Origin of the sequence: Halomarina salina, from assembly GCF_023074835.1 — an archaeon.
In the GTDB taxonomy this organism is placed as follows: domain Archaea; phylum Halobacteriota; class Halobacteria; order Halobacteriales; family Haloarculaceae; genus Halomarina; species Halomarina salina.
Map to the genome: position 1 here is coordinate 1,659,755 of NZ_JALLGW010000001.1, position 25,975 is coordinate 1,685,729.

Below are 25,975 nucleotides of genomic sequence, written 5' to 3' on the forward strand. Positions count from 1 at the left end.
TCCTCGTATGGACTCCACGTACTCCCTCCACCATCGCGTGCCGACCGCCGACGAACTGGCACACCTCCGGGAACTGAACGAGATGGGGGCTCGCTCGATGGCGGGTCTCCGGCGTGGCCTCCCGAACTCGCTGTTCGGCGTGGTCGTGACGACGAGCGAGGAGGGGGCCGAAGTGGTCGTCGGCACCGGGCGCGTCGTCGGCGATGGAGCATCGGTGTTCCACGTCTGCGACATGGTGGTCCACCCCGACCACCAGAGCGAGGGTCTCGGTACGCGAATCATGGACGCGCTGATGGCGTACATCGAGGAGGCGGCGTCGCTCGACGCGTACGTCAACCTCCTGGCGGACGTCGAGGGGTTCTACGAACGATGGGGGTTCGAACGGACCGCCCCCGTCTCCCGTGGGATGTTTCTCCGGACGGAGTGAGTGGACCGCTCACCGAGACGGTTCGACCGCCCGACGGATCGTCTCGGCCTCCTCGCCGTAGCCGACGAACCGGACGGTCGCGAGCGTCTCGGGGTCGTAGGCGTCGATGGCCTCGCCGACGAGTGTCGCGCCCTCGGCGAGGTCGAACCCCGCGACGCCACAGCCGAGCGCCGGAATCGCGAGCGACTCGCAGCCGAGACGGTCGGCCCGGCGGAGCGCGCCCGCGACGCCCGACCCCATCCGAAAGGAGGTCCCGGCGGCGTTGACCAGTGCGTCCGCTGTCTGTGCCGAGACGTCACCTTCGACGACGGTGAACTCCATGGCCGAGCGTCTCGCTCGACGCTGGTAAACGGTCGTGTCGGAAGAGGAGGGCCGAATCGTCGCGGGGGTCGACTCGTCGCGTCGGTCGGACGCGTCGGGAGGGGAGGCTTCGAGCGCGGACCGTCGCAGGAGGCGGTGCGTCCACACCGCGTCAGCGAGGGGGTGAACGGTGGTCGAAGAGGCCCGGGGCGTGCCATCGATAGCCCACCTGTGACCTGACCCACTGAGGCGCGTCCCGGGTGACCACCCGGTCGACCGTGGGCGGGTGACGATGGTTCGTCTGGTGGCTACGCACCTAGCGAACGCGTCGTCACGGGGCTACGCACGTAGCCTCAGAACGCGTCGAGGTTCGACTGCTCTGCCGACGCCAGCACGTCCCGACTGGTCTTCCACGACGCGCGCGCACACGAGGGGAGAGAACCGTGTTCCCGGACGTACTCCCTGAGGAACGCGCGCGTCGTCCGGTCGCTGGGGTAGCCGCTACCCACCTCGCCGAGTCGGTCGGCCACGTCCGCGAGCGCAGCGTCCCGTTCGACCTTCGCGACGATGCTCGCGGCACCGACGAGCGCCGAGGACTCGTCCGCGCCGTGTTCGGCCCGGAGGTCCACGTCCGCCTCGACGCGCCCGGCGACGCGCCGGGCGAACCGCGCCGCGTCCACGTCGCAGGCGTCGGCGAGGCCGGCTCCCGTCGCCCCGGCGTCGTCGATGGCCGCCGCGTGGGCGACGACGGTCAGCGTGTTCATGTCCTCCTCGCCGTCGATGCGTTCCGGGTCGATGGTCGCGACGCCGACGCGGACCCGCGGGTCCTCGCGGAGCGTCGCGGCGATGGCCTCGCGGCGGGTCGGAGCCACCCGCTTCGAGTCGTCCACGTCGTCGGGGAGGGCGTCGGACGGCGCGGCGACGCACGCCGCGACCATCGGTCCGAGCACCGGCCCCTTCCCGGCTTCGTCGACACCGAACTCCATACCAGCCGGCCGTATCCGGGACGTAAAGTCGTTCTCCATGTGGTTCAGTCCCCACGACAGGTGGCCAACAGGTAGATAGGTGGGCACCCACTGGAACTGACACGGAACGAACAGGCGTCGCCCCAGAACGGCTGCAGGAGGGTCTCTGTGGGCGATACTGCTACCGACGTCCCGGTAGCCGGCTCGCCACCCGTTCCAGAACGCCATGAGACCCAACCCATCCGGTGACCGGAACCGCGACCCGGCATCCCTGGCAGTGGGGCCACAGAGTCCGCAGGAGACGGAGGCCGCGTCCGACGCCTCGCCGACCGTCGCCGAACTTCGGCTCTCGGCCGAGGACCTGGCGCTGGCGTCGTCGTTCGAGCGACGGCCCGACCTGTCGATACGCGTCGAACCCGTCGCGGCGAGTCGTCCGGCCCACCCGTTCTCGTTCGCGTGGGTGGGCGGCGAGGGTGGCGACGCGGACCCGACGCAGGTCCGTCGAGGGCGCGGCGCTCGGGAGGACGACGACGTCGGTGGCCTGCTCGACGCGCTGGCGGCCGACCCGACCGTCGACGTCCGCTCGGTGCTCGCGCGGCGCAGCGGGATGGCGCTGTGCGAACTCGGGTTCTGCGACCACGTCTCGCTGGTCGCCGACGTCGTCACCAGCCGGGACGGGACCGTCCTCTCGGCGAGCGCTACCGACGGCGAGTGGTCGCTCCGGGTCCGCTACGCGACGCGGGAGGCGCTCGCGGAGACGGTGTCGACGCTCGACCGCTTCGACGTCGAGGCGCGACTCTCCCAGATCGGCTGTCGGAGCGGGTCGGCGGGAACCGACCTGACCGAGAAACAGCGCGAGACAGTCGCCGTCGCCTTCGAACGGGGCTACTTCGAGATTCCCCGGCAGGTGTCGCTGGAGGACCTCGCCGAGGAACTCGACGTCACCCACCAGGCGCTCTCCGAACGACTCCGCCGGGCCGAGCAGGCCCTGCTGCGTGCGGAGTTCGGGGACTGAGCGAACCGGTACGGCTCGTCGAGCGGGTGATACGGGCAACTGAGTCGGTCGGTACGGACGGCTGAGTCGGTCGCGACCGGCGACCGACCACCGCTGTCCTCTCTACCTTTCGTGGACTCGGAGTTCGACCGGATACGCCGGCGTCGCCGTCGCACTCGCGACCAGGTCCAGCGGTCGCTCGGTGACCGACTCGACGCGCCAGTTCCGGAGGAGCGTCCCGAGGACGAGTCGCGTCTCTAGCTCGGCGAATCGCATCCCGATGCAGTGGCGAGGGCCGCCGCTGAACGGGAAGTAGGCGTACTCCGGGCCGTCCCAGTCGAGCCAGCGCTCCGGGTCGAACGTCAGCGGGTCGTCGTACCAGCGCTCGTCGCGGTGGACGACCCACTGCGGGAGCGATACGACGGCGCCCTCCGGAATCCGGTAGTCGCCGACCGTCACGTCACGGATCGGCTCTCGGAAGTGAGTGTACACCGGCGGGTAGAGGCGCATCGCCTCGCGGACCGTCCGGTCGAGCACGTCGAGGTGGGAGAGGGCGTCGGCGGTCAGCGGGCCGTCGTGCGCGTCGAGTTCGTCGTGGAGTCGTGCCTGCGCCTCGGGGTCGTGACCGAGACAGAACAGCGCGTAGGTCAACGCGAGCGCCGACGTCTCGTGGCCGGCGAAGAGGAACGTGAGCATGTTGTCCCGGAGCGTCTCGTCGTCCATCCCGCCCGCCTCGGCCGCCGCGACGAGCATCGTGAGCAGGTCGCTCTCACCGCTCGGGTGGCTGCCCTCGCGCCTGCGCCGTTCGATGAGGTCGTCGATGAGGGCGCGGGCGTCCGCGACGGCCCGTTTGTAGGCTCGAATCCGGGGTGCCGGCACCCAGTCGGGGAGGTACGCGACGACCGTGGAGGCGTCCATGCGCTCGCGCATCGCGTCGGCCGTGTCGCGGACGACCGACTCCTCGCCGCGGATGTCGAGGCCGAACAGCGTCCGCGCGAGGATGCGCAGGGTGAGTTCGCTCATCTCGGGACGGACGTCGAGGACGTCGCCGTCCGACCACTCGCTGGCCGTGCCGTCGGCGAAGTCGACCATCGTGTCGCCGTACGCGGCGACGCGTTCGCGGTAGAACGCTGGCTGTGCGGTCGTCCGCTGGGCGCGCCAGTCGTCGCCCTCGGCGAGCAACATCCCCTCTCCGAGCGCTCCCCGGAGCGTGCGCTGTAACAGGTCGCCCTTGACGAACGCCTCGTCGTCGGTCACGAGCACCTGTTCGACGAGGTCCGGGTGGGCGACCATGTACCCCTCGTCGCCGGCCACCTCGTAGCGAACGACGTCGCCGTACTCGGCGTGCAGTTCCTCGTAGAACCTGAACACGTCGCGCGTGAGGTCGAGCGTGTTGCCGAGCACCGGGAGGCCGTCGGGGCCGGACGGGACGCGAGTGCGGTTCGTCGCCATGGATGGAACTCGGCCGCGACGTTCCTTGCTGGTTCCGACGAACTCGTACGTGTGTTTAAGTAGTCGCGGTCGCCAACCTCCGGTCGACGTGAAGTACATCCGTCTCACCGTCCGGTTCCCGCGGACGCTCCGGCACCCGATGCACCAGTACCTCGACGAGGCCGACCACGCTCGCTGGTCGAAGATGCTGACGTGGAACCACTCCCACGAGGACCTCACGTTCGCGCTGTTCCACGTGCTCGCCGAGCGCGAACCCTACGTCGAGCGACTGGCCGCCGTCGACAGGGTCGTCGACTACGACATCACCGAGGCGGCGGGCGGCGGGTTCTACGTCTTCGTCCGCGAGGAGACGTCACCGCAGGTCGAGACGTTCCAGCGGGCGTTCACCCACGAGGGGTTGCTGGTGGTGCCGCCGCTGACCTACCAGCCGAACGGCGAACTGACGCTGACCGTGCTCGGCGCGCCCGAGGCGCTCCGGTCGGTCGTCGGCGGATTTCCCGAGGAACTGTCCGCGACGGTCGACCGACTGGGCGAGTACGACCACGAGGGCGTCGGGCGGCGACTCACGTCGAGACAGCGGGACGCGTTGCAGGCGGCGCTGGACGTCGGCTACTACGACGTACCGCGGTCGGGCGGCGTGGACGACGTCGCCGACGGCCTCGGCTGTGCACCGAGTACGGCGTCGACACACCTCAGAAAAGCGGAGTCGAGCCTCGTCCGCGAGGCACTGGAGTAGTCGCGGTCAGTCGTCCGCGTTCCGGGCCACGCGGGCCGCTTCTCCGTCGATTCGCCGCGTCTCCTCCTCTGGCTCCTCCTCTCGTCGGTCCTCTCGTTCGCCGAGGACGTAGTGGGCGTACTCCTCGGTCGTGTTACGATGGCACATTTGTGACACCCTACCACACGGTTAACAACCGTTACGAATAAATCTGATGGCTGCTATTCCCGTGGAAAGAAACGGACGGTGCCACCGTGGCGAGTTCATCCACGCCGTCAGGCCGTGGCGTCGCGGAAGAACTCGGAGCGTTCGAACGGTTCGTCCTCGCCCTCGACGGCCAGCACGTCGAGTGCCGTCACCGTCGCGCCGACGCCGAGGAGTCCGGCCAGCGACGGTTCGGTCCGGCCCTCGTCGCTGCTGACGAGCTCCTTGATGTAGAGGCCGCCCTCGCCGTGTATCTCGACGGTGGCGTGACGGTCGTCGTCCAGGTCGGCACCGATGCCGTACACCGTCCGGGTGCGCACGATGTCGGCCCGGCGCTGGTCGACGCGGTGGGGCGTCCGCTGTTCGACAGTGGCCCCGTCCAGTTCCTCGACGGCCGTCGCGAGCGCCGCCTCGTCGACCGGTTCGTCGAACTCGACCTGTGCGCGGTAGGTCTTCGATGCGTCGAGGCTCTTCACCCGCTCGACCATGTCGTGGGTGGCGAGTCGCAGGCCCTCCACCTCCGCACGGCCGCCGGCGAACTCGTTGACCGCCTCCTCCAGTGCGGCCACGTCCACGTCGCGCCGCCTGGGCTGCTTCACCTCGATGACGAACGGGCGGCCGGTGTCGAGCATCAGGGCGTCCACGTCCTCGCGGCCCGCGCCGTGGAACGTCGCCTCCTCGCCGTCCATCGCCTCGACGACGGGCGGAGCGGTCAACTGCTCGACGCTCGTCCCGTAGCGAAAGCCGGTCCCCTCGCAGGCTTCGCACTCCTCGCCCCGTTTGATGCCCGTCGTGTTGCAGTCGGTGCAGGGCCAGCGGGTCTGGGGGATGTCGCGTTCGAGCTTCCGGTACCGGCCGTAGACGAACGCGGAGTTGACCTGCACGTCGATCTCGTCGGTCGAGAGGTCGATGAGGACGAGGACGTCCGGCCGTTCGAGGTCGACGTCGGTGCCCGTCGCCGCCCCGATTCGCTTGCCGACCTCGCGGTTGAACTCCTTGTTCAGCGTCTCTTTGGGAGCGTCGTCGGTCTCCGCGTCGCTCTCGTGGTCGTAGTCGCCGTCCGCCGGTTCGAGACCGGCGTCCTCGCGGAGGAACGCCTCGTTCTCCTCCAGCAGCGGCGAGACGCGCGTCCCGACCTGGTACGTCTCGAACTCCCAGCCCTCGAGGGCGGCGACGGCGCGTTCGGCGAACGCCTCGAACCGCTCGCACTCGCCCTCGCAGACCCAGCACGTCTCCTCGGGCGGCTCGTAGGGTTCGTCGACGGCCAGCGCGTGGGCGGTGCGCATCGCCCGGCCGCGCTCGGCGTTCGTCAGCCCGAACGACCGGTCGGCGACGAGTCGTCCGAGACACGAATCACAGAGCGGCCCCGTCGCCACGGCCCGCTCCGTCACCTCGATGAGGTCCATGGCGGGCGAACGCTACGCCGCGCCTTTGGCCTTCGCATTACGGGTTGCGCGGGTGGTCGGTGTCGCTGTTCGCCATCCCCGCACCGGGTCCGTGGTCGCTCGTCCCACCGACCTCGCGAGAGACTGGCCCTCCATCGAGATACGCCAGCGCCGCCGCGGAGAACGCGAGACAGAGCGGTGCGGTGACGACCGCGCCGAGGAAGAGTCCGACGAAGCCGAAGTTCACCGTGAACAGCGTGACTGGAATCGAGAGCAGTGCCCCTGCCCCGAGATACTTGAAGAAGAAGGAAGCGTGCTCGCCACCGTCCATGGCGAGTCGGTAGCTACGCTGGACCGCCTCGGCGAGCGAACGGTCGTCGGTGACGACGAGAAACGGCGTCGCCCAGAACAGATAGCCAGCGACGAAGAAGCCGACGAACGCGACTAGGATGGCCGGTGGGAAGACGCTCGCCAGACCTCCCACGAGCACACCGGCGAGTGCGACGAGCGCCGCGTAAGAGAGTTGTGGGACCGCGAAGCGGACGACGTTCTCGACGAACCCTCGACGCTCGGGAGCGGCCATCGCGGCGTGCAGTTCGCCCAGGAAGCCCGCCGTCAGGAGCCCCCCGACGACGAAGGCGACGGGGACGCCCAGGATGGGTGGGAAGACACCGCCAGCCCCCGTCGGCGGGTTGACAGTGATTCCACTCGACGGAACCCTCGCGAAAGTCCACAGCGTCGGGAGAGCCGCCGGTACCGGGAGTCGGAGGCCGACCGTGAAGCCGTGGTAGTCGAGGACCGACTGCACACTGCCGAACTGCGCGAACGACCAGACGAACGGGACGACGACGAGCCATCGGACGGACTCGGTGCGTCGCCACCCCTCCCCGGCCAGGGACTGGAACGACACCATCAGCGTGTCACCGTCGGTTCGTCGGCAATCACCTGCCGCAACGTCTGACGCCGCGTTCCCGTCACCGGCCGGTACGTCGGTGCGTCGCGTCGTGAGGGGACCATACACGAACAATACTGCCGACTGTCATAATCTTCTCGGAGGGACCGTCCCGAAGGCGACAACAGTTTTCCCGTCGGCACGAGTCGGCAGTTTCGATGCGATTACTACAGGTGCTCGTGCCGACGTCCGAGCGCGCCCAGGTCGAGGACGCGCTGGACGACCTCGGGGCGGAGTATCTCGTCGTCGACGAGGTGAGACGCACCGAAGCGGTCGTGATGTACGTCCCGGCCCCGCAGGGTGCCGTCGAGCGTGTCCGGGAGCGACTGCGCGAGGCCGGTCTCGGCGACGACACGTACATCGTCGTCACCGACGCGGAGGCGGTCGAGGGCGTCGACACCGGCGAACTGGAAGGACTCGTTGAGGGGCCGAAGGGCGAACGCGGCGTCTCTCACGCCCGACTGCGCGAACGGGCCGACGACCTCTGGCCCGACGGCGGGACGTACATCGCGCTCTCCTTCCTGGCCGCGCTCGTCGCGGTGTCGGGACTCCTGCTCGACTCGGCCATCGTCATCGTCGGGGCGATGGTCATCGCACCGTTCGCCGGGTCGACGCTGTCGGCGAGTGCGGGCGCGGTCATCGGCGACCGCGACATGGTCGTCCGGAGCGCCCGTGCCCAGATAATCGGGCTGTTCGTCGGGCTGATGGGGGCGCTGCTGGTCGCGTTCGCCATCCAGCAGGCCGGGTTCGTCCCCGAGTCGCTCGCCATCTCGCAGGCCCAGCAGGTCGGCTTCTTCCTCACGCCGAGTCTGCTCGCGCTCGCCATCGCCATCTGTGCGGGCGCTGCGGGGGCGCTGGCGCTGGCGACCGACCTCCCCGTCGCCATCGCCGGCGTCGCCGTCGCCGCCGCCATCATCCCGGCGGTGGCGACGTCGGCCATCGGCGTCGTCTGGAACCAGCCGCTGATGGCCGCCGGCTCCATCGTCCTGCTGCTGATGAACATCGTCTTCCTCAACCTCACCGCGTACGTCGCGCTCGTCGCGCTGGGCTACCGCTCGTCGGTGGTCCGCAGCGCGGTGTCCGGCTCCGGTCTCACCGCCCGGACGGGTGTCTACGCGATTCTCGTCGTCGTCTTCCTCGCCGTCACCGTCGTCACCGTCGGCGCGGCCAGCACGCACATCCTGTTCGAACACGACGCGGCGACGGCCGTCTCGGCCACGCTCGACGACCCGCAGTACGCGTCGCTCGAACTCCACGACATCTCGGTCAGCTACGAGGACAACGGCCTGTTCAGCGAACCCGAATCGGTTACGGTCGTCCTCGGTCGGACCACCGACGACGACTACGCGTTACTCGCTCAGTCGCTCCAGGACCGGGTCGCCGAGCGGACGGGCAACGACGTCACGGTCCGCATCCAGTTCGTCGACTACCAGTCCGCGTCGGCGGACGGTCAGGACGTCGCCGGGTCGCCCGCTCGGGGCGTCCACGCCGCGCCGGCGTGAGTCGTTACTGACGAGTTCTCTAGCGGTCGAGGTCTGCCGACGGACCTATCGGTCTCGGTCGGTTCGACGCTCGGTTCAAAAACGGGCGTGCGTGAACACCCCGCCTCTCGTGCGGCCGGTTAGGCCACAGACGCGGTCACACCAGGAAGGAGATGACCGCCAGGACGATGAAGACGAGTACCAGGAGTCGCGCGGCGCCCATCGTGAGCCCCGCGATACCCCTGAACCCGGCCAGTCCAGCGACGACTGCCAGGATGATGAACACGATGGCGAGCCAGAGCAGGCCCCCGCCTTGGAGCGGAAGCGCGGAAACGGCTGCGAGCGCGTTCATGCACACTCACCTTCGAGTGTCACTGAACCATGACGACCGTTGAGTTGGCACATGGTACGTTCCTCTGACGCGGAGTTACATGATAACCGTTGGGCCTGCAAGGACACGAAATACGGGGCGTTTCTGGGCAAACGAACTGCCCTACAGGGCGTTCGTGAAACTGTTGGTGTACGCAAGTGGTCTCACTGAACGCGTTTGCCCCCGAGGGGTACCCTCCGACCTCACTCTGCCCGGCCGCACTCTCACAGCTCCGGGAAGTAGCGGCCGTGGAAGTCGTACGGAATCGCGTGGGGGACGGCCGCTCGCGCTCGCTCCTCGAACGACTCGCCGTCGAGGACGACCAGCCACGAGTGGCCCGCCGACTCGTCGAGTTCGACGGCGAGGACCACGCCGTCGTCTTCCGGACCGTCGACCGGCGCAGTTCCTCCGGTGCGGGGCGTCGTGGCCTCTCCACGCGGCACGAACACGGGTTCGCCGACGTGGCCGTCAGGCGGGTCGTACGTCCACGACTCGCGGGTCTCGACGTCCACCTTGACCAGCGCGCTGGGCCACTCGGTGACCGGCTGGTCGGTGGCCTGCGCGTAGGCGTAGCGGTACGGCCGACAGCGACGGAGCGGCGACGCGGTCGGGAGGGCCGTCCCGTCGTGGAGTCGCTCGCGGGTCACCGACGCGCCGTCCGCACGGAGGGCGACGACGAACCGGTCGAGCGCCCCACCGAACACCCCGAGGTCGCCCGACCGGAGGCGGTCGAGCGAGAGCGCGGCCAGCGACTCGGCGTCGGGGACCGTCTCCAGGTCGACGACGAGTTCCGCTCCCGGTCTGGGTCGGACGTCGTCGGTAGGGTCGTCACTCTGCTCGCCGGGCCGCCCCTGCACGTCGCGCTCGTAGGCGTTGACGTGGTGGAACCCGAAGCACGCCGTCGTGGTGGGTGTGGCGACGACGCCTCCCGAGTTCCGGTCGACGACGACGAACCGCGTCCCCCGCTCGGGTTCCCAGCGGAACGCGTCGACGAACGCGCCGGCGCTGGTGAGCATCGCCACGGGGTCGACGACGAACGGGAACTCCGTGAGGACGACGTAGTTCGGCGTCAGCGCGAAACTGTGCATGTACGCCGGTTCTCGCACGGGAATCGACGCGACGTGTCGCCGGGTCACGGCGTCGCTCGTCTCGTAGACGTGGTAGTTCGCGGGGCGACCGTACTCCACCTCGAAGGAGACGAACCGGCCGGTCCACGGGTCGCGCTGGAGGTGAGCACAGGCCTGGTGGCCGCTCGGCTGGTCCCCCGCGTACTGGACGTGGTCGCCCGTGGCGAGCGTCCGGGGGTCGAACGCGACGTGGCGTGGCGTCTCCGTCAGCGCGAGGTAGCGGTCGGCGAACCGCTCGGCGACGATGTTCGTGTTGTCGTACGGGGCGTCGACCAGGAACGACCGGAGTTTGCGGAGCATCGACGCGCTTCCGGTGGCGAATCCCGTCGGGACGTCGCCGCGACTGGCCCGCTCGTAGCTCTCGGTCTGGAGGAAGCGGTTTCGGTAGCGGACCGCGCCATCCTCGAAGGCGAAGCGGTGGAGCATCGCGAGGCCGTCGAACCAGTGGTCGACGCCGTTCCCCTCGGCCTCGAACAGCGCGGGGCCGTTCCGGACGAGACTGCCGTCCAGCCACGTCGGCAGGTCGCCCTCGACGCGCAACTCGGCGTCCACCTCCGAATCGAGCGTGTGGAACCCCAGGTCGGACATACCGGGGAGACGCTCGCAGTCGCTAAAATCCGCGGGGTCGCGTCAATCCGCTCGTCCCGCCGCCCGATGGCCGGACGGCGAGCAGTGGTTCGTCCAGTCGACTGCCCGTTCAGACGACGGCGTCGTGCTCCTCGCGTGCGTGTTCTCGGAGTTCTTCGGCGCTCTCGAACGTCGCTCCGCACGAACAGCGATGTAGGGCTTCGGCCTCGGCCTTCTTCGGAGCCATACGGCGCGTTCGTGTCCGGCCACGTTATACGTTGTGCAAGGGCACACAGGTTCGTTCCGTTACGATAACTCGCCGTCGTGGTGGTCCGGGACAGTTCGCACTCGGCAGGGAGACAGAGAGGGGTTACCCCATCGCGCGGTGGAGCGGGTCGCGCCACGGTTCGGTCTTGTCGTGGGTCGCGAGCGACTCGCTCACTCGCTCGCCGAGCAGTCGCTCCGCGAACCACCCGTCGTCGACCACGCTGTCGAACTGGCCGAGCGCGTCCGTCAGTTCTCGGCCGTCGTCGATGGCGTCCTGCGCACCGGTGCGGGTCGGGGCGGGGACGTACGGGACACTGGCGGCGAGCGTCTGGGCGTTCTCGTCGTACTCGCCGTGTCTGATGACCTCGAAGGCGCTGTCGTAGTGCGACGCTGGCTGGTTGACGAACCACTCGACGGCGGAGTCGGGGTAGCCGAGCGCCTCGCCGTACTCGGCCTCGGTGCGGTCGTTCGGGTGCGTGCCGGTCTGTTCGAGGAACTCGGGGAGCGTCGTGCAGTCGGCTCCGAGGAGCAGTTCGTACCACGTGAACGTCTGCCCGTCGTCTCGAACCGTCTCGACGGGGGTGAACGTCCACTGGAACCCGGCGGCGCTGAGGCGGTCGCCGAGCGCCGACCGTGGCATCGCCGGGTCGGTCTCGATGGCGTCCCACGCCGGTTCGCCGTCGGCGGTGTAACAGGTGGCCAGCCCCGCCATCGGCTTGACGCCGATACCGACGGCCAGCATGTCGATGATGTCCCCCGATGGCGCTGCGGCTCCCAGGTCCTCCCCCAGCCTGAGTAGACGGTTCGCGACGGTGGGTTCGACGGTCATCCGGGGGGGCCTTCCCCTGTATCGGGGTGCGACGCTTCCTGGTCGTTCGAGGCGAATTGTCCCGTGTCCGTCATACCCGGTACGCAGGACTGACCACGTTTGAATGTGCTGCCTGAGTATGCGGGAACTGTCGGCAGTTCAGCGGGTACAATCGCCACGGTGTCATGCGATTCGAGGCAGTTATGGCGACTCGTTCACGCGTCAGTGTATGAACCGTTCGCTGGTCGTCGCGCTCGTCGTCGGTCTGCTCCAGGGCGTCTTCGAGTGGCTTCCCGTCTCCAGCGAGGGCCAGGTGACCCTGTATCTCACCGTCGTCGAGGGCGTTCCGGCGACGACGGCGGCCCGGTTCTCGCTGTTCCTCCACGCCGGGACCGCACTCTCCGCGCTCGCGTACTACCGCGGGACGGTCCGCGGGACCCTCGCGGACGCCGTCGGGTGGCGACCGACCTCCAGGCGGCCATCCGGTTGGCGACCGACCCAGGCACTCGACTGGTCGCCCGAGCGCCGGTTCCTCGTCGCCGCGACGCTCGTCTCCGCGCTGGTGGGCGGGGCGGCGTACCTCGCGTTCGACGCCCTCGTCGACGCCGTCACCGGCGGCGTGTTCGTGGCGCTCGTCGGCCTCGCCCTCGTCGGGACGGGCCTCTTCCAGCGGTTCGCGGGGCGTGCGGTCGAACGCCGGACGGCTCCAACGCTCGTGGACGCGGTGCTCGTCGGCAGTCTGCAAGGCGTCGCGGTACTCCCCGGCGTCTCGCGGTCCGGAACGACGACCGGTGCGCTGTTGTTGCGGGGCCACGACGCCAGCGAGTCGTTCCGGCTGTCGTTCCTGCTGTCGATTCCCGCCGCGTTCGGGGCGGGAGCGCTCGTCGTCCTCACCGAGGGGGTGCTCGCGCTCTCGCCCGCGAGCGCGCTCGTGGCGCTCGCGGCGAGCGCCGTCGTCGGCTACCTGACCATCGACGCGCTGGTTCGCGTCGCCGAACGGGCGTCGTTCTGGTGGGTCTGCGTCGGTCTGGGACTGCTCGCGGTGGTCGGCGGCCTGTTCGTCCCGGCGTGAGCGTCGGTCGAGAGCAGCAGAACGTTGACGACCCTTCGGACGTAGCGGTAGGTATGACAATCGACACCGCCGTCGTCCTCGCGGCGGGGGAAGGCAACCGGTTGCGCCCGCTGACGCACAACCGACCGAAGCCGATGCTCCCTGCGGCGAACCGGCCCATCATGGAGTACGTGCTCGACGCGCTCGTCGACGCCGGCATCTCCCGGCTCTGTCTCGTCGTCGGCTACAAGCGCGACCGGGTGCAGGACCACTTCGGCCCCACCTACCGGGGCGTCCCCATCGACTACGTCGTTCAGGAGAAGCAACTCGGCAGCGGCCACGCCCTCCAGCAGGCCGCCGGCACGGTCGGCGACTCGTTCGTCGTCGTCAACGGCGACCGGGTCATCGAGTCGAAGATGGTGGCGGCGGTCATCGAGGCCCACGAGGAGTCGCCCGCCGCGCTGGCCGTCCTCGAACACGGGAACGCCCAGCGCTACGGCGCGGTCGACGTCGAGAACGGTACCATCACCGCCCTCGTCGAGAAGCCGGACCGCCGCGAGTTCCGCCTCATCAACGCCGGGGTGTACGCGTTCGACCGGGACATCTTCGACGCGCTGGCACGGGCCGACCGCACCGACGGCACCCTCCCGCTGACCACCGCCGTCGAGGAACTGGTGGAGGCGCGACAGGTTCAGGCCGTCCGAACGGGCGGGCTCTGGGTCGACGCGACGTACCCGTGGGACCTGCTCGAAGTCGCCCGCGAGGTGCTGCGGCACGGACTCGTCGAAGCACCCGAGCGCGACCCGGACGTCTGGGTCGCGGACAGTGCGCGCGTCCACCCCGACGCGACGCTCCAGGGACCGGTCGTCGTCGGTCCGGACAGCGAGATAGCGGCGGGTGCGGTCGTCGGCCCGAACGTCTCGCTGGGGCGGAACGCGACGGTCGGCGCGAACGCGACGCTCGAGGGCTCCGTCCTCGACACGGACACGCGCGTCGGGGCGGGGAGCGTCCTCATCGACTGCGTGAGCGGTCACGACGTCCACCTCGGCCCCTCGACCATCGCGCCGGGCGGTCCCGCCGACGTACAGGTCGGCGACGCGGTCCACCGCGGCGAGCGACTGGGGGCGGTGTTCGGCGACAGGGTCCGCGCCGAGGGTGGCGTGAACTGTGCGCCGGGGACGCTCGTCGGGACGAACGGCCACCTCCGGACCGGCGTCGTCGTCTCGGGACAGGTCAGGGCGGACAGCGAGGTGATCCGCTGATGTGTGGCATCGTCGGCTGTGTCGGCCGGGACGACGAGACGCTCGCGACGCTGGTCCACGGCCTCTCGAAACTGGAGTACCGCGGCTACGACTCGGCGGGCGTGGCGCTGGTCGGGGACGACCTCGACGTGGTCAAGCGCGCGGGCGAACTCGACGACCTGCGGGCGGCGCTCGACGACTACGACATCGGCGGCCACGTCGGCATCGGCCACACGCGCTGGTCGACCCACGGGCCGCCGACGGACGCGAACGCGCACCCGCACCGCGACTGCTCGGAGCGGGTCGCCGTCGTCCACAACGGCATCATCGAGAACTACGAGGAACTGAAGGCCGAACTCCGCGAGGACGGCCACGAGTTCCGCAGCGACACGGACACCGAGGTCATCCCCCACCTCGTCGAGGAGCGCCTCGACGCGGGCGACGACACCGAGACGGCCGTCAGAGCCGCCGTCTCGCGGCTGGAAGGCAGCTACGCGGTCGCCGTCGTCGTCGCGGGCGACGACCGCGTGTTCGCCGCCCGCGAGGACTCGCCGCTCGTCCTCGGCATCGACGACGGCGCGTTCTACCTCGCCAGCGACGTCCCCGCGTTCCGGGAGTTCACCGACCGCGTCGTCTACCTGGAGGACGGCGAGTTCGCCGTCATCTCCGCCGACGAGTGGCACGTCACCGACTCGGCGGGCCAGCGCCGCGAGAAGGATATCGATACCGTCGAGTGGTCGCCCGAGGAGACCGGCAAGTCGGGCTACGACCACTTCATGCTGAAGGAGATCCACGAACAGCCACGCTCCCTCCGGCAGTGTCTCCGGGGGCGCGTCTCGGAACTCGACGGGACGGTCGACCTCGACGTGGACGTCGACCCGGACGGCGTGCAGTTCGTCGCCTGTGGCACCTCCTACCACGCGGCGCTCTGTGGCGTCAGCCTGTTCCACGAGGCGGGTATCCCCGCACAGGCGTTCCTCGCGAGCGAGTACGCCACCTCGCCGCCGCCCGTCGACGGCGACCTCGTCATCGGCGTCACCCAGTCCGGCGAGACCGCCGACACGCTGAGTGCGCTCCGGGAGGCCAAACGCCGCGGGGCGGAGACGCTCGCCGTCACGAACGTCGTCGGGTCGTCGGTGTCCCGCGAGTGCGACCAGACGCTGTACATCCGCGCCGGTCCGGAAATCGGCGTCGCCGCGACGAAGACCTTCTCCTCGCAGGTGCTCGCGCTGGCGCTGCTCGTCCTCTCGGGGACCGGCGCGTCGCGCCAGGACGTTGCCGCGCTCCGCGACCTGCCGGGGAACGTCCAGCAGGTACTCGACGAGTCGAACGCCGAGGACATCGCGCGGGCGTACGACGGTTCGGACGCCTACTTCTTCATCGGCCGTGGCCTCCAGTACCCCGTCTCGCTGGAGGGCGCACTGAAGTTCAAGGAGATATCGTACGAGCACGCCGAGGGGTTCGCCGCGGGCGAACTGAAACACGGCCCACTCGCCCTGGTCACCGAGAACACGCCCGTGTTCGCGGCCGTCACTGGCGACGACCTGCTGGCGCGCAAGACCATCGGGAACGTCAAGGAAGTCGAGGCGCGCGACGCCCCGGTCGTCGTCGTCACCGACGGCCAGAACGACGCCGCGCGCTACGCCGACCACGTGCTGGAGGTACCGGTGAGCGACGACCGCACGGCGGCCATCCTCGCGAACGTCCAGCTACAACTCGTGGCGTACCACGCCGCCGCGCTGCTCGACCGCTCCATCGACAAGCCGCGGAACCTGGCGAAGAGCGTCACCGTGGAGTAGTACGGCGGTCGGGCGCAGTCCGCGCACGACCCCGCCGCGTACGTCTTTCCCCTCGCAGGAGTATCTTCAGCTATGGACTCCACGACGAACGAGACGAGCGCCCCCGCCCCGCTACCAGCGACGAGTCACGTCGGCCGCGTCGCGCTTCGCGTCGCCGACCTCGGCCGGGTAGCGTCGTTCTACGAGTCGGTCGTCGGGCTGGACCGCCTCGACACCGACGGCGACGAGACCAGCGACGACCGGGCGACGCTCGGTGCGGGCGATACCCCGCTCCTCGAACTCGCCGCCCGCCCCGAACTCCCCGAGCGCGGCCGCGACGAGACGGGCCTGTTCCACGCCGCGTTCCTGTTCCCCGACCGGGGAGCGCTCGGCGACGCCCTCGCCCGCGTCGAGGCGGAGTGGCGACTCGACGGTGCCTCGGACCACCGCGTCAGCGAAGCGCTCTACCTCACCGACCCGGAGGGCAACGGCGTCGAACTGTACCGCGACCGACCAGGCGAGCAGTGGCCGACCGCGGACGGCCGTGTGCAGATGGACACGCTCCCGCTGGACCTCGACGCGCTCCGGGCGGACGCCACTGGCGACGACGGCGCGCCGGATGAGACGACAGTGGGGCACATTCACCTCGAAGTATCGTCGGTGCCCGACTCGCGGGCGTTCTACGTCGAGGAACTCGGGATGAATCTCAGACAGGAGGGGTCGGGCGCGGCGTTCGTCGCCGCGGGAGACTACCACCACCACGTCGGCCTGAACTCGTGGAACGACCGTCGCGGTCCGGGGGATGGCCTGGGCCTCGACTGGTTCGAACTCGTCGTTCCCGACGCCGAGACGCTGGACGCACTCGCGACGCATCTCGACGCACGGGGCGACGTATTCGAGCGGTCGGACGACGGCCTGACCGTCGAGGACCCGGACCGTATCGCGGTCCGCGTTCGCGTCGAGGAGTAGTCGGGAACGCTCTTTCTCGACCGGCCGACCGGCGACTCAGAGCGCCGGGCCGACCAGCATCGCCGTGAGCGCGCCGAGCATCGCCAGCGTGGCGACGGCGGTGGCGGCCGTCGCGGTCGGTTCGGGTGCGCCCACCCGGTCCGAGAGCGCACCGACGCTCGTGTGGAGAATCTTCCCGCCGTCGAGCGGGAACGCGGGGATGGCGTTGAACAGCGCCAACTGGAGGTTCACCCACCCGGTCCAGAACAGGACGTTGGCGAGGAGGAACACGCCGCCGTCGAGCGGTGCGGGTACGCCCGGCACCGTGTAGAAGCCCGCGACCTGCCCCTCGAACCCCGCGAAGTTGTACGGCGCGAAGCCGACCGTCGCCGCCAGCGGGAGGAGGATGACGACGAGCAGGAGGCCCGCGACGCCCCCGATGGGGAGCGCGTCCGAGACGCCCTCGCCGGTGAACAGGCCGAGCATCCGGTCGGCGGGGTACGTTCGGATTCCGGCGTCGACCAGCGCGAGCCCGCTCGTCCCGGCCCGTGGGACGACGCCGAGGAGGCCACCGTCACCGCCATCGGCGTGCTCGCCGCCGAGCGTCACCGTGTACTCGTGGCGTCGCGCGCCGTCGCCGTCGCCCGCGTAGGCGACGACCGACGCCTGCTGGCCCGTCGTCGCCGCCGAGAGCGCGTCGAGCAGGTCCTCGGTCGACTGGACCCGCTCCCCGTCGAACCGAACGAGGGTGACCGGGTCGGTCGGTGCGCCAGCGTCCGCCAGCGGGCCGCCGTCGGTCGGCGTCACCCGAGCGCCGACGGCCAGCGAGCGCGTCTCGCCGTCGCCGGTGGTGACGGTCACCTGCTCGCTGTCGCCGATGGCCGACGCGAACCCGGCCAGCGTGCAGACGGGTTCGCCGTCCACGGCGGCGACGGTGGTCCCCGGCGAGAGCGCACCGTCGCCACCGACGACGGTGACCGCCCGCCGGAGCGTGGTCTCGCGCTCGCCGTCCAGTTCGACCGTCGCGTCGCAGGCCGTGCCCGCGAGCGCCGCGTCCAGTGCGTCGGCGTCCTCGACCGACGTGCCCGCGACCGCGGTGATGCGGTCGCCCGCCTCGATGCCGGCGGCCGCGGCGGGCGACCCGTCGGCGACGCCGCCGATGGCCGCGCCCGGCGCGGGAGAGATGGCCCCGCCGACGGGACCGAACAGGAGGCCGAACGCGAGCACCGTGACGACGAGGTTGGTGAGGATGCCCGCCGCGAACATCCGGTTCAGGACGCCCGGCGACGCCGCTTCCGCCGTCTCGTCGTCCGGGTCGACGAACGCGCCCGTGGGTAGCGGCCCGAGGAGGAACGCGCCGACCGACTCCACCTCGATGCCGCCGACGCGACAGAGCACGCCGTGTGCGCCCTCGTGGACGACGAGGGCGAGGAGCAGGCCGACGAGCAGTTCCGGGGCGGCCGAGAGCGGGAGGAAGTCGTTGACGCCCGGCACGACGACGACGTTCCGCGGCTGTGCGGCGGCGGAACTGGCCTCCCCCGCCAGCGCTGCCCGAGCCACGACGAGGACGACGACCGCGAGGAGGGCCATGAGGACGAACGCGACGGCCACCGCGAGCGTCCCGAACGCCCGGAACAGTCGGTCGTGGCGGGCGAGGCGGTCCAGCAGCCGTCGGCCGCGTCTCGTGTGGACCGTCGTTATCGGGCCGCTGACCTCGACCCAGTCGGGCAGGAGGCCGCGCCGCGCCGCGAGCATGGCGGCGACGGTGTAACAGCAGGTGCCGAGGAGCAGCCAGACGAGGGGACCCATTCACTCATCGAATTGGACAGGTCGAAGAAAAGCATTGTCGTCGGACGGGGGAGCGCGCCTTATCCTCTCCGACGGACCGAGACGCGTATCGAGGACGGGAGCGAGGTGAACGGCGAGGACGTATCGCCGGACGTCGACCGCTCGGCGTACGTCGCCGCCGTCTGCGACCACACCGACGACGCGGCCGCCGAGGCGCTGTTCGGTCGCGTCGAGACCGAGCGAGGTCGGCTCGACCTGCTGGTCAACAACGTCCGGGGTGGCTACGAGGGCTACGACGAGACGTTCGACGCGCCGTTCTGGGAGCAACCCGTCGAACGGTTCGACCGGAAGCTGTGGGCCGGGCTCCGAGCGCACGACGTGACCGCAGTGGCGCTCGCACCGGGCTGGATGCGCACCGAGGCGGTGCGGTGGTCGCGCTCGCGGGTGACCCCGACGTGCCGGAGCGGACCGGGGAGACGCTCACCGTGGGCGACCTCGCGCGCGAGTACGGCTTCACCGACACCGACGGGACCCAGCCGGAACCGTTCGAGATTCCCGACGCTCCCGAGGCGTGAACAACCACGGTCGCGTGCGAGGGACTCTCATGGACAGGGGGCCAGTACACTGGACATGCCGGGTCTGCGACTGACCAGCCCCGCGTTCGACGACGGGGAGCGGATCCCCGAGGAGTACGGCTACCAGGAGCGGAACGTCAACCCGCCGTTTCGCATCGACGGCGTCCCCGAGGGGACGGAGACGCTCGCGTTCGTGGTGGATGACCCGGACGCGATGCGACCCGCCGGCAGGGTGTGGGACCACTGGGTCGTCTGGAACCTCCCGCCCGACGTGGACGAGATTCCCGAAGACTGGGCGACGGCCGAGGTGTTGGAGGGACGCAACGACTACGGTGAACAGGGCTACGGCGGCCCGAACCCGCCCGACCGCGAACACACCTACCGCTTCCGGCTGTTCGCGCTGGACACGAGCCTCGACCTGCCACCGAACGTCGACGCGGAGGCGCTCGTCGACGCGACGGACGGACACGTCCTGGCCGAGGCGGAACTGACCGGGACGTACGCACCGTAGCGTCTCGGGCCCGCTGCCTGCGCCGGGGTCACGAGTGCCCTCGCGACGGTCTCCGGACATCTCGCCGACCGTCGCGGCCGAGCGACTGCCGGAGGCGCGAACGGAAACCGTTATGAGTGTTTAGGGCAGCCTAAATCATATGACGGAGCCAACGGACGGACGGGACGGCCCGAGCAGGCGGCAGTACCTGCTCGCGGGAACGGCGGCGGTCGGCGGCCTGCTCGCGGGGTGCGCTTCGGGCGGGTCGGGGGACCCCTCGAACGGGACGACGGAGGCGACTGATTCGGGCGTCACGACCGGGGAAGGTGGCGAGACGGCCGACGGAGCGACCACCGAGGGCGAATCGACCACGACCCAGGAGCCGTACACGGCGACGCTCGCCCCCGCTGGCGAGGTGTCGTTCGACAGCGTCCCGGAGTCGGTGTTCACCGTCTTCTCGCAGTACACGGACATGGCAGTCGCGCTCGGCCACGGCGACGCGGTGAACGCGATGTACGTCCCGGAGATGGCGGGGACGACGATGAACAACTACTACGAGCATCTGGAGGGCGTCTCGTTCGACTGGGAGGGCCTGCCGGACCCGCTGTCGGACGGCCTCCCGAAGGAACTGCTCTACGACCTCGACAGCGACGTCCACCTCGCCGACCCGGCGTGGGCCTCGACGCAGAAGAACTGGACGAAGTCGGACGTCGACGAGATTCGCGACTCCGTCGGGCCGTGGTTCGGCAACTTCTACAGCGGGACCCACGCCGACGCACCCGAGGGGTACGGCGACGCCTACCAGTACTACACGCTCTGGGAGATGTTCGGCCACGTCGCCGAGGTGTTCCAGGAGCGGGAGCGCTACGAGGCGCTGAACGCGGTCCACGAGGACCTGCTGTCGACCGTCGAGGGGAGTCTCCCGCCGAAGGAGGAGCGCCCGACGGCGGTGCGGGTCACCCTCAGTGAGGACCAGTTCTACACCTACCACCTCAACAAGCCGGGCTACTGGCTCGCGGACACGCGACCGCTCGGCGCGAACGACGCCTTCGCCGAGAAGGACTGGGGACAGCTCTGGGGGAGCGTCGGCTTCGAGGCGATGGCCGAGGCCGACCCGGACGTCATCCTGCATCTCTGGGGCATGACGCCGAACTACGACATGGCGGAGGTCCGCCAGACCCTCGCGGACCACCCGGTCGGCGGCCAGCTCTCGGCGGTCCAGAACGACCGCGTCTACGCGCAGGGGATGCGCTACCAGGGCCCCATCATGAACCTGTTCCAGATAGAGGCGACGGCGAAACAGCTCTACCCCGAGCAGTTCGGCGAGTGGCCGGGCTACACGAGCGGCGAGCCGTACCCGGACGTCCCCGAGGGCGAGTGGCTGTTCGACCGGAACGCGGTGGCCGCGGCGGTCCGCGGCGAGACGTCGTAACGGCGACTCGACAGCCCGACCGGATAGCCCGGCGAACCGCCCGACAGCGGCGCAGTCCGTGGGTTCAAGTGCGTCGCCGTCCCCCGTCCGGTATGGAGGCGACGGGGCCGCCCGCGAAGATGGTCGACCGCCGCGAGGAGCTGACGCCGATGCTCTCGCAGTACTTCGACCTCACGCAGGAGTACGACGACGCGCTGGTGCTGTTCCAGGTGGGCGACTTCTACGAGCTGTTCTGCGAGGCCGCCGAGGCGGCCGCCCGAACGCTCGAGATCACGCTGACGAAACGCGAGGACTCGACGGGCACCTACCCGATGGCGGGTGTCCCCATCGACAACGTCGCGCCGTACGTCGAGACGCTGCTGGACGCGGGCTACCGCGTCGCCATCGCCGACCAGGTACAGGACCCGTCGGAGGCGACGGGCGTCGTCGAACGCGCCGTCACGCAGGTCGTCACGCCCGGAACGGTCGTCGACGAGGAACTGCTCGGCGCGGGCAACACGTACGTCGCGAGCGTCGTCCGCGAGGCCGACCGTAGCGAGGCCTCGAACCGAGCGGGGAGTGGAACGACCCGCGAGGCGACCGACGCCGACGACCCAGACCACCGCGAGCGGTTCGCCGTCGCGTTCGTGGACGTCTCGACCGGCGAGTTCCGCGTCACGTCGGGGCCGCGCGACGTGGTGCAGGACGAACTCGACAGGCTCGCACCCGCAGAGGTCGTCACGGCGCGGGGGGAGTTCGACCGCGACTCCCCCGACGACGCGTCGACCGACGGGAACGACGACGACGCCCCCCACGGCTTCGACGTCCGGGGGATGCACACGCCGTTTCGGGCGAGCGCGTTCGACGGCGACGACGCTCGCGAGACGCTGTCGGGGTACGTCCCGACGCCCGACGCGCTGTTCGAGCGCCCCGCGGAACTCCAGGCTGCGGGTGGGCTGCTCGCCTACGCGGAGTACACGCAGGGCGTCGACTCGGGCGGGCTGGAGTACATCTCGCGGGTCCAGCGCTACGACCCGCGCGAGGGGATGCGCGTCGACGCCACCGCCCTGCGCTCGCTGGAGGTGTTCGAGAACCGCGAGGGCGGCGACGCGCACACGCTGCTCGGCGTCCTCGACACCACGTCGTGTGCGCTGGGCCGACGCGAACTCACCCACTGGCTCCGTCGCCCGCTGCTGGACCGCGAGCGTATCGCTGCCCGACAGGACGCCGTCGAGGAACTCGCCGACCGCGCGTTCGCCCGCGAAGAAGCCCGGGACCTGCTCCGGGACGTCTACGACATCGAGCGACTCGTCACCCGCGTCTCGCGGGGCCGGGCGAACGCGCGTGACCTCCGGGCGCTGAAGGACACGCTCGACGTGATTCCGGAACTGAAGGCGGCGCTCGGCGACTGCGAGTGCGACCCGCTCCGCGAGCGCCGCGAGGCACTGGACGAACTGGCGGACGTTCGGGGCCTCGTCGGGCGGGCCATCGTCGAGGAACCGCCCATCGAGGTGACGGAGGGCGGCGTCATCGCGGACGGCTACGACGACGACCTGGACGACCTGCGCGCCGCGGAGCGCGAGGGTCGAGAGTGGGTCGCCGACCTCGAAGCCGGCGAGCGCGAACGCACCGGTATCGACTCGCTGAAGGTCGGCTACAACGAGGTCCACGGCTACTACATCGAGGTGACGAACCCGAACCTCGACCGGGTGCCCGACGACTACACGCGCCGCCAGACGCTGAAGAACTCCGAGCGGTTCTACACGCCCGAACTGAAGCAACGCGAGGACGAGATTCTGGGCGCGTCCGAGCGCGCCGACACCCGCGAGTACCACCTGTTCACAGAGGTCCGCGACGAGGTGGCAGCCGAGGCCGAACGCGTCCAGCGCGTCGCGTCGGTGCTCGCGGAACTCGACGTGCTCTGCACGCTGGCCGACGTCGCCGTCGACCGGAACTACGTGCGCCCGGCGTTCGGCGAGGAGGGCATCCACGTCGAGGGCGGCCGACACCCGGTCGTCGAGACGACCGAACCGCGGTTCGTCCCGAACGATGCCGATCTCCGCGAGCGGAACGTCGCGGTCATCACGGGACCGAACATGAGCGGGAAGTCGACGTACATGCGCCAGATAGCGCTCGTACAACTGCTCGCACAGGTCGGGAGCTTCGTCCCCGCCGACCGTGCCCGCCTGCCCGTCGTCGACCGAATCTTCACCCGCGTCGGCGCGAGCGACGACATCGCTGGCGGCGCGTCGACGTTCATGCGCGAGATGCGCGAACTGACGAGCATCCTCCACGACGCCACCGAGGACTCGCTCGTGTTGCTCGACGAGGTTGGGCGCGGCACCAGCACCGCCGACGGGCGAGCCATCGCGTGGGCCGTCACCGAGTTCCTCCACGACGAGGTGGGCGCGACGACGCTGTTCGCCACGCACTACCACGAACTGACGCGCATCGCCGAGAGTCGCGAACGCATCCGGAACTTCCACTTCACCATCGACCGGTCGGGCGACGAAGTCACGTTCCTGCACTCCGTCGTCGAGGGGGCCAGCGAGGCCTCGTACGGCGTCGAGGTGGCGCAGCTCGCGGGCGTTCCGGGGACGGTCATCGACCGCTCTCGTGACCTCATCGACGATGGCCTGCCCGGTGACGCCGGGTCGACGCGGACGACGGAGTCGCCGTCGGCAGCGACGAACGACGCCACGGCCGAACCGGCCGCCAGGACCAACGGCTACGGCGAGCACACCGACTCGCACACGACGCGGTCGGACGACCTCTCATCCGGAACGGACGACCGACAAATCACGCTCGACGAACCCACTGCCGGGGAAGCCGTCGCAGACGAACCGAGTGCCGCCGGCGGGTCGACGCTCGAAGCCGAGATACGGGACCTGAACATCGCGTCGATGACGCCGCTGGAGGCGCTGACGTGGCTCCACGAGCGCCAGCGGGAGGTCCAGCGATGAGCGGGACGGGCGACGCCGAGGAGAGCGGGGAGCGGTCGGGGACCGTCAGGAGACTGGACGACGAGACGGTCGCGCGCATCGCGGCGGGCGAGGTGATCACTCGCCCCGCCGACGCCGTGCGCGAACTGGTCGAGAACGCGCTCGACGCGGGCGCGACCAGCGTCGGCGTCGAGGTCGAAGAGGGTGGTCTCTCCCTGATTCGCGTCACCGACGACGGTCACGGGATGAGCCGAGCGGACGCCGAGCGGGCCGTCGAGCGCCACGCCACCTCGAAGATCCGCGACGCGGCCGACCTCGAACGGACCGGCACGCTCGGCTTCCGGGGCGAGGCGCTCCCCAGCATCGCCGAGGTCGGCCGGTTCGACTGCTACACCAGCGCCGAGTCCGGGACCGGCACCCACGTCGCGGTCCGCGACGAGGTGCGCGTCGAGGCGGCGGGCCACGGCGTCGGCACGACCGTCGAGGTCCGGGACCTGTTCGGCGACCTGCCAGCGCGCCGGGAGTCACTCGGCGGCGCGAAGCGGGAGTTCGCGCGCATCAGCGACGTGCTGACGGGCTACGCGCTCGCCCGTCCCGACGTCCGGTTCCGGCTGGCTCACGACGGTCGACAGGTGCTCTCGACGCCCGGCAGCGGCGACGCCACCGAGGCGCTGCTGGCGGTGTTCGACCGGAGCGTCGCCGGGCAGAGCACGACCGTCGAGGGGTCGAGCGACGCTGGGGACCATACGGTCGCCGACGCTGCTGGCGACGTGCGCGTCTCGGGCGTCGCCTGCTACCCCTCGGTGACGCGGGCCACAGCGAGTCACGTCCACGTCGCGGTCAACGGACGCCCGGTCGACCACGGCGACCTCCGCCGGGCCGTCGAGGCGGGCTACGGGTCGCTCCTCCCGAACTCGCGGCACCCGGTGGTCGCCCTGCGGGTGGCGGTCCCGCCCGCCCGCGTCGACCAGAACGTCCACCCCGCCAAGCGCGAGGTGCGCTTCCGTGACCTCGACGCGGTGACGGAGACGGTCGAACGGGCGGTCGGGGAGGCGCTGACGACCGCCGACCTCTCGCGGACCGCCGCGGTGTCGTTCGACACCGACGAGGCGCTCTCCCCCGCCGAGTCGCGGTTCGACGAGCTGACCGTCATCGGCCAGTTCCGCGACCTCTACCTGCTCTGCGAGAGCGACGACGACCTGCTCGTGGTCGACCAGCACGCGGCCCACGAGCGGGTGAACTTCGAGCGACTGCGCGCAGCGGCGGGCGAGCGCGAGTCCGTCCCGCTCGACCCGCCCGCGACGCTCTCGCTGTCGGCCCGCGAGGCGGCGACGCTGGAGGCCCACTGTGAGGACCTCGCCGCCCTCGGGTTCACCGTCGAGTCGTTCGGCGGCGAGACGTACCGCGTGACGAGCGTCCCGGCCCCGGTCGGTCGGGTCGCCGACGCCACGGCCGTCCGGGACGTGCTCGATGCGTTCCTCTCGGGCGACGCACCCGACGACCCGCGCCGGGACCTGCTGGCTGACCTCGCCTGCCACCCGTCGCTGAAGGCGGGCGACACGCTCGCACCCGACGAGGCGTCGGACCTGCTCGCTCGACTCGGCGAGTGTGACCGCCCCTACGCCTGTCCGCACGGCCGACCCACCATCCTCCGCATCGACGAGTCGACGCTGGCGAAGGGGTTCGGTCGCCCGGGGACCCGCGCTGGCTGAGGCTGGCGGGAACGAGCGTCGAAGA

Annotated in this window: 24 protein-coding genes; 13 read left to right on the plus strand and 11 right to left on the minus strand. The window is 70.3% G+C overall.

All coding sequences use genetic code 11. From position 1 onward, the window contains the following. The first annotated feature begins 7 nt into the window (after positions 1 to 7). Complete coding sequence (locus tag MX571_RS08340; RefSeq protein WP_247415381.1) at positions 8 to 427, plus strand: GNAT family N-acetyltransferase; 420 nt, start codon at positions 8 to 10, stop codon at positions 425 to 427. Positions 428 to 436: 9 nt separating this feature from the next. On the opposite strand, the gene MX571_RS08345 is transcribed toward MX571_RS08340, so the two are convergent. Both MX571_RS08345 and rnhB read right to left on the minus strand, forming a co-directional pair. Next, positions 437 to 748: a macro domain-containing protein gene (locus MX571_RS08345; protein ID WP_247415382.1), complete on the minus strand. Its 312-nt coding sequence runs from the start codon at positions 746 to 748 to the stop codon at positions 437 to 439. 332 nt (positions 749 to 1,080) lie between these two features. Then, a complete protein-coding gene (gene rnhB / locus MX571_RS08350; protein WP_247415384.1) occupies positions 1,081 to 1,713 on the minus strand; it encodes a ribonuclease HII in 633 nt (210 codons plus the stop codon). Between the two features lie 205 nt (positions 1,714 to 1,918). On the opposite strand from rnhB, the gene MX571_RS08355 reads away from it, so the two are divergent. Beyond that, a complete protein-coding gene (locus MX571_RS08355) occupies positions 1,919 to 2,707 on the plus strand; it encodes a helix-turn-helix domain-containing protein (protein ID WP_247415385.1) in 789 nt (262 codons plus the stop codon). A gap of 102 nt (positions 2,708 to 2,809) precedes the next feature. Here the strand turns inward: MX571_RS08355 and MX571_RS08360 are convergent, their stop codons facing one another. Next, positions 2,810 to 4,138: a cytochrome P450 gene (locus tag MX571_RS08360; protein ID WP_247415387.1), complete on the minus strand. Its 1,329-nt coding sequence runs from the start codon at positions 4,136 to 4,138 to the stop codon at positions 2,810 to 2,812. Positions 4,139 to 4,226: 88 nt separating this feature from the next. Between MX571_RS08360 and MX571_RS08365 the strand changes: the two genes are divergently transcribed. Further along, entirely contained in the window at positions 4,227 to 4,874 is a 648-nt protein-coding gene (locus MX571_RS08365) for a helix-turn-helix domain-containing protein (protein WP_247415389.1), read from the plus strand. 6 nt (positions 4,875 to 4,880) lie between these two features. On the opposite strand, the gene MX571_RS08370 is transcribed toward MX571_RS08365, so the two are convergent. From MX571_RS08370 to MX571_RS08380, 3 genes are all read right to left on the minus strand, one after another. After that, positions 4,881 to 5,021, minus strand: a complete 141-nt coding sequence (locus MX571_RS08370; protein ID WP_247415390.1) for a hypothetical protein — start codon at positions 5,019 to 5,021, stop codon at positions 4,881 to 4,883. Between the two features lie 107 nt (positions 5,022 to 5,128). Next, positions 5,129 to 6,463, minus strand: a complete 1,335-nt coding sequence (locus MX571_RS08375; protein WP_247415391.1) for a tRNA pseudouridine(54/55) synthase Pus10 — start codon at positions 6,461 to 6,463, stop codon at positions 5,129 to 5,131. 37 nt (positions 6,464 to 6,500) lie between these two features. Beyond that, entirely contained in the window at positions 6,501 to 7,355 is an 855-nt protein-coding gene (locus tag MX571_RS08380) for a hypothetical protein (protein WP_247415393.1), read from the minus strand. A 197-nt stretch (positions 7,356 to 7,552) separates the two neighbouring features. On the opposite strand from MX571_RS08380, the gene MX571_RS08385 reads away from it, so the two are divergent. Next, the gene (locus MX571_RS08385; protein ID WP_247415396.1) at positions 7,553 to 8,896 is read left to right on the plus strand and encodes a DUF389 domain-containing protein; all 1,344 of its coding nucleotides are present in this window, start codon (positions 7,553 to 7,555) and stop codon (positions 8,894 to 8,896) included. 136 nt (positions 8,897 to 9,032) lie between these two features. Here MX571_RS08385 and MX571_RS08390 read toward each other — a convergent pair whose 3' ends face one another. From MX571_RS08390 to MX571_RS08400, 3 genes are all read right to left on the minus strand, one after another. Next, on the minus strand, positions 9,033 to 9,227 hold the full coding sequence (locus MX571_RS08390; RefSeq protein WP_247415397.1) for a DUF1328 domain-containing protein: 195 nt from the start codon (positions 9,225 to 9,227) through the stop codon (positions 9,033 to 9,035). A gap of 242 nt (positions 9,228 to 9,469) precedes the next feature. Next, positions 9,470 to 10,960 carry a carotenoid oxygenase family protein gene (locus tag MX571_RS08395; RefSeq protein WP_247415399.1) on the minus strand — a complete coding sequence of 497 codons (1,491 nt, stop codon included), beginning with the start codon at positions 10,958 to 10,960 and terminating at the stop codon, positions 9,470 to 9,472. Between the two features lie 349 nt (positions 10,961 to 11,309). Next, positions 11,310 to 12,035, minus strand: a complete 726-nt coding sequence (locus tag MX571_RS08400; RefSeq protein WP_247415401.1) for a hypothetical protein — start codon at positions 12,033 to 12,035, stop codon at positions 11,310 to 11,312. A gap of 208 nt (positions 12,036 to 12,243) precedes the next feature. Here MX571_RS08400 and MX571_RS08405 point away from each other — a divergent pair, with 208 nt between their 5' ends. The 4 genes from MX571_RS08405 (at position 12,244) to MX571_RS08420 (ending at position 17,053) form a co-directional block, all read left to right on the plus strand. Further along, positions 12,244 to 13,086, plus strand: coding sequence for an undecaprenyl-diphosphate phosphatase (locus MX571_RS08405; RefSeq protein ID WP_247415404.1), 843 nt, complete (start codon positions 12,244 to 12,246; stop codon positions 13,084 to 13,086). A gap of 53 nt (positions 13,087 to 13,139) precedes the next feature. Beyond that, positions 13,140 to 14,327: a sugar phosphate nucleotidyltransferase gene (locus tag MX571_RS08410; RefSeq protein ID WP_247415406.1), complete on the plus strand. Its 1,188-nt coding sequence runs from the start codon at positions 13,140 to 13,142 to the stop codon at positions 14,325 to 14,327. Further along, positions 14,327 to 16,105: a glutamine--fructose-6-phosphate transaminase (isomerizing) gene (gene glmS / locus MX571_RS08415; RefSeq protein ID WP_247415408.1), complete on the plus strand. Its 1,779-nt coding sequence runs from the start codon at positions 14,327 to 14,329 to the stop codon at positions 16,103 to 16,105. The genes MX571_RS08410 and glmS overlap by 1 nt, the downstream gene beginning before the upstream one ends. A gap of 72 nt (positions 16,106 to 16,177) precedes the next feature. After that, on the plus strand, positions 16,178 to 17,053 hold the full coding sequence (locus MX571_RS08420; protein ID WP_247415409.1) for a VOC family protein: 876 nt from the start codon (positions 16,178 to 16,180) through the stop codon (positions 17,051 to 17,053). 36 nt (positions 17,054 to 17,089) lie between these two features. Here MX571_RS08420 and MX571_RS08425 read toward each other — a convergent pair whose 3' ends face one another. Together MX571_RS08425 and MX571_RS08430 are read right to left on the minus strand one after the other, a co-directional pair. Then, entirely contained in the window at positions 17,090 to 18,841 is a 1,752-nt protein-coding gene (locus MX571_RS08425) for a site-2 protease family protein (protein ID WP_247415411.1), read from the minus strand. Beyond that, positions 18,842 to 19,195, minus strand: a complete 354-nt coding sequence (locus MX571_RS08430; protein ID WP_247415413.1) for a hypothetical protein — start codon at positions 19,193 to 19,195, stop codon at positions 18,842 to 18,844. It abuts the gene before it with no gap. Positions 19,196 to 19,248: 53 nt separating this feature from the next. On the opposite strand from MX571_RS08430, the gene MX571_RS08435 reads away from it, so the two are divergent. From MX571_RS08435 to mutL, 5 genes are all read left to right on the plus strand, one after another. Further along, positions 19,249 to 19,395 (plus strand): hypothetical protein, encoded by a 147-nt coding sequence (locus MX571_RS08435; RefSeq protein ID WP_247415415.1) that lies wholly within the window; start codon positions 19,249 to 19,251, stop codon positions 19,393 to 19,395. A 55-nt stretch (positions 19,396 to 19,450) separates the two neighbouring features. Further along, complete coding sequence (locus MX571_RS08440) at positions 19,451 to 19,906, plus strand: YbhB/YbcL family Raf kinase inhibitor-like protein (RefSeq protein WP_247415417.1); 456 nt, start codon at positions 19,451 to 19,453, stop codon at positions 19,904 to 19,906. Positions 19,907 to 20,045: 139 nt separating this feature from the next. Beyond that, a complete protein-coding gene (locus MX571_RS08445; RefSeq protein WP_247415419.1) occupies positions 20,046 to 21,317 on the plus strand; it encodes an ABC transporter substrate-binding protein in 1,272 nt (423 codons plus the stop codon). A gap of 92 nt (positions 21,318 to 21,409) precedes the next feature. Continuing rightward, on the plus strand, positions 21,410 to 24,259 hold the full coding sequence (gene mutS, locus MX571_RS08450) for a DNA mismatch repair protein MutS (RefSeq protein WP_247415421.1): 2,850 nt from the start codon (positions 21,410 to 21,412) through the stop codon (positions 24,257 to 24,259). Continuing rightward, positions 24,256 to 25,950 (plus strand): DNA mismatch repair endonuclease MutL, encoded by a 1,695-nt coding sequence (gene mutL, locus MX571_RS08455; RefSeq protein WP_247415423.1) that lies wholly within the window; start codon positions 24,256 to 24,258, stop codon positions 25,948 to 25,950. The genes mutS and mutL overlap by 4 nt, the downstream gene beginning before the upstream one ends. The last annotated feature ends 25 nt before the right edge of the window (positions 25,951 to 25,975 follow it).

What these genes read in the sequence shown, in the direction of transcription:
- MX571_RS08425 (WP_247415411.1), bottom strand. Translation starts at nt 18,841, where the DNA reads ATGGGTCCCCTCGTCTGGCTGCTCCTCGGCACCTGCTGTTACACCGTC.
- MX571_RS08380 (WP_247415393.1), bottom strand. Translation starts at nt 7,355, where the DNA reads ATGGTGTCGTTCCAGTCCCTGGCCGGGGAGGGGTGGCGACGCACCGAG.
- MX571_RS08340 (WP_247415381.1), top strand. Translation starts at nt 8, where the DNA reads ATGGACTCCACGTACTCCCTCCACCATCGCGTGCCGACCGCCGACGAA.
- MX571_RS08400 (WP_247415401.1), bottom strand. Translation starts at nt 12,035, where the DNA reads ATGACCGTCGAACCCACCGTCGCGAACCGTCTACTCAGGCTGGGGGAG.
- MX571_RS08410 (WP_247415406.1), top strand. Translation starts at nt 13,140, where the DNA reads ATGACAATCGACACCGCCGTCGTCCTCGCGGCGGGGGAAGGCAACCGG.
- MX571_RS08395 (WP_247415399.1), bottom strand. Translation starts at nt 10,960, where the DNA reads ATGTCCGACCTGGGGTTCCACACGCTCGATTCGGAGGTGGACGCCGAG.
- MX571_RS08375 (WP_247415391.1), bottom strand. Translation starts at nt 6,463, where the DNA reads ATGGACCTCATCGAGGTGACGGAGCGGGCCGTGGCGACGGGGCCGCTC.
- mutL (WP_247415423.1), top strand. Translation starts at nt 24,256, where the DNA reads ATGAGCGGGACGGGCGACGCCGAGGAGAGCGGGGAGCGGTCGGGGACC.
- rnhB (WP_247415384.1), bottom strand. Translation starts at nt 1,713, where the DNA reads ATGGAGTTCGGTGTCGACGAAGCCGGGAAGGGGCCGGTGCTCGGACCG.
- MX571_RS08390 (WP_247415397.1), bottom strand. Translation starts at nt 9,227, where the DNA reads ATGAACGCGCTCGCAGCCGTTTCCGCGCTTCCGCTCCAAGGCGGGGGC.
- MX571_RS08355 (WP_247415385.1), top strand. Translation starts at nt 1,919, where the DNA reads ATGAGACCCAACCCATCCGGTGACCGGAACCGCGACCCGGCATCCCTG.
- MX571_RS08445 (WP_247415419.1), top strand. Translation starts at nt 20,046, where the DNA reads ATGACGGAGCCAACGGACGGACGGGACGGCCCGAGCAGGCGGCAGTAC.
- glmS (WP_247415408.1), top strand. Translation starts at nt 14,327, where the DNA reads ATGTGTGGCATCGTCGGCTGTGTCGGCCGGGACGACGAGACGCTCGCG.
- MX571_RS08370 (WP_247415390.1), bottom strand. Translation starts at nt 5,021, where the DNA reads ATGTGCCATCGTAACACGACCGAGGAGTACGCCCACTACGTCCTCGGC.
- MX571_RS08440 (WP_247415417.1), top strand. Translation starts at nt 19,451, where the DNA reads ATGCCGGGTCTGCGACTGACCAGCCCCGCGTTCGACGACGGGGAGCGG.
- MX571_RS08420 (WP_247415409.1), top strand. Translation starts at nt 16,178, where the DNA reads ATGGACTCCACGACGAACGAGACGAGCGCCCCCGCCCCGCTACCAGCG.
- MX571_RS08385 (WP_247415396.1), top strand. Translation starts at nt 7,553, where the DNA reads ATGCGATTACTACAGGTGCTCGTGCCGACGTCCGAGCGCGCCCAGGTC.
- MX571_RS08360 (WP_247415387.1), bottom strand. Translation starts at nt 4,138, where the DNA reads ATGGCGACGAACCGCACTCGCGTCCCGTCCGGCCCCGACGGCCTCCCG.
- MX571_RS08405 (WP_247415404.1), top strand. Translation starts at nt 12,244, where the DNA reads ATGAACCGTTCGCTGGTCGTCGCGCTCGTCGTCGGTCTGCTCCAGGGC.
- mutS (WP_247415421.1), top strand. Translation starts at nt 21,410, where the DNA reads ATGGAGGCGACGGGGCCGCCCGCGAAGATGGTCGACCGCCGCGAGGAG.
- MX571_RS08345 (WP_247415382.1), bottom strand. Translation starts at nt 748, where the DNA reads ATGGAGTTCACCGTCGTCGAAGGTGACGTCTCGGCACAGACAGCGGAC.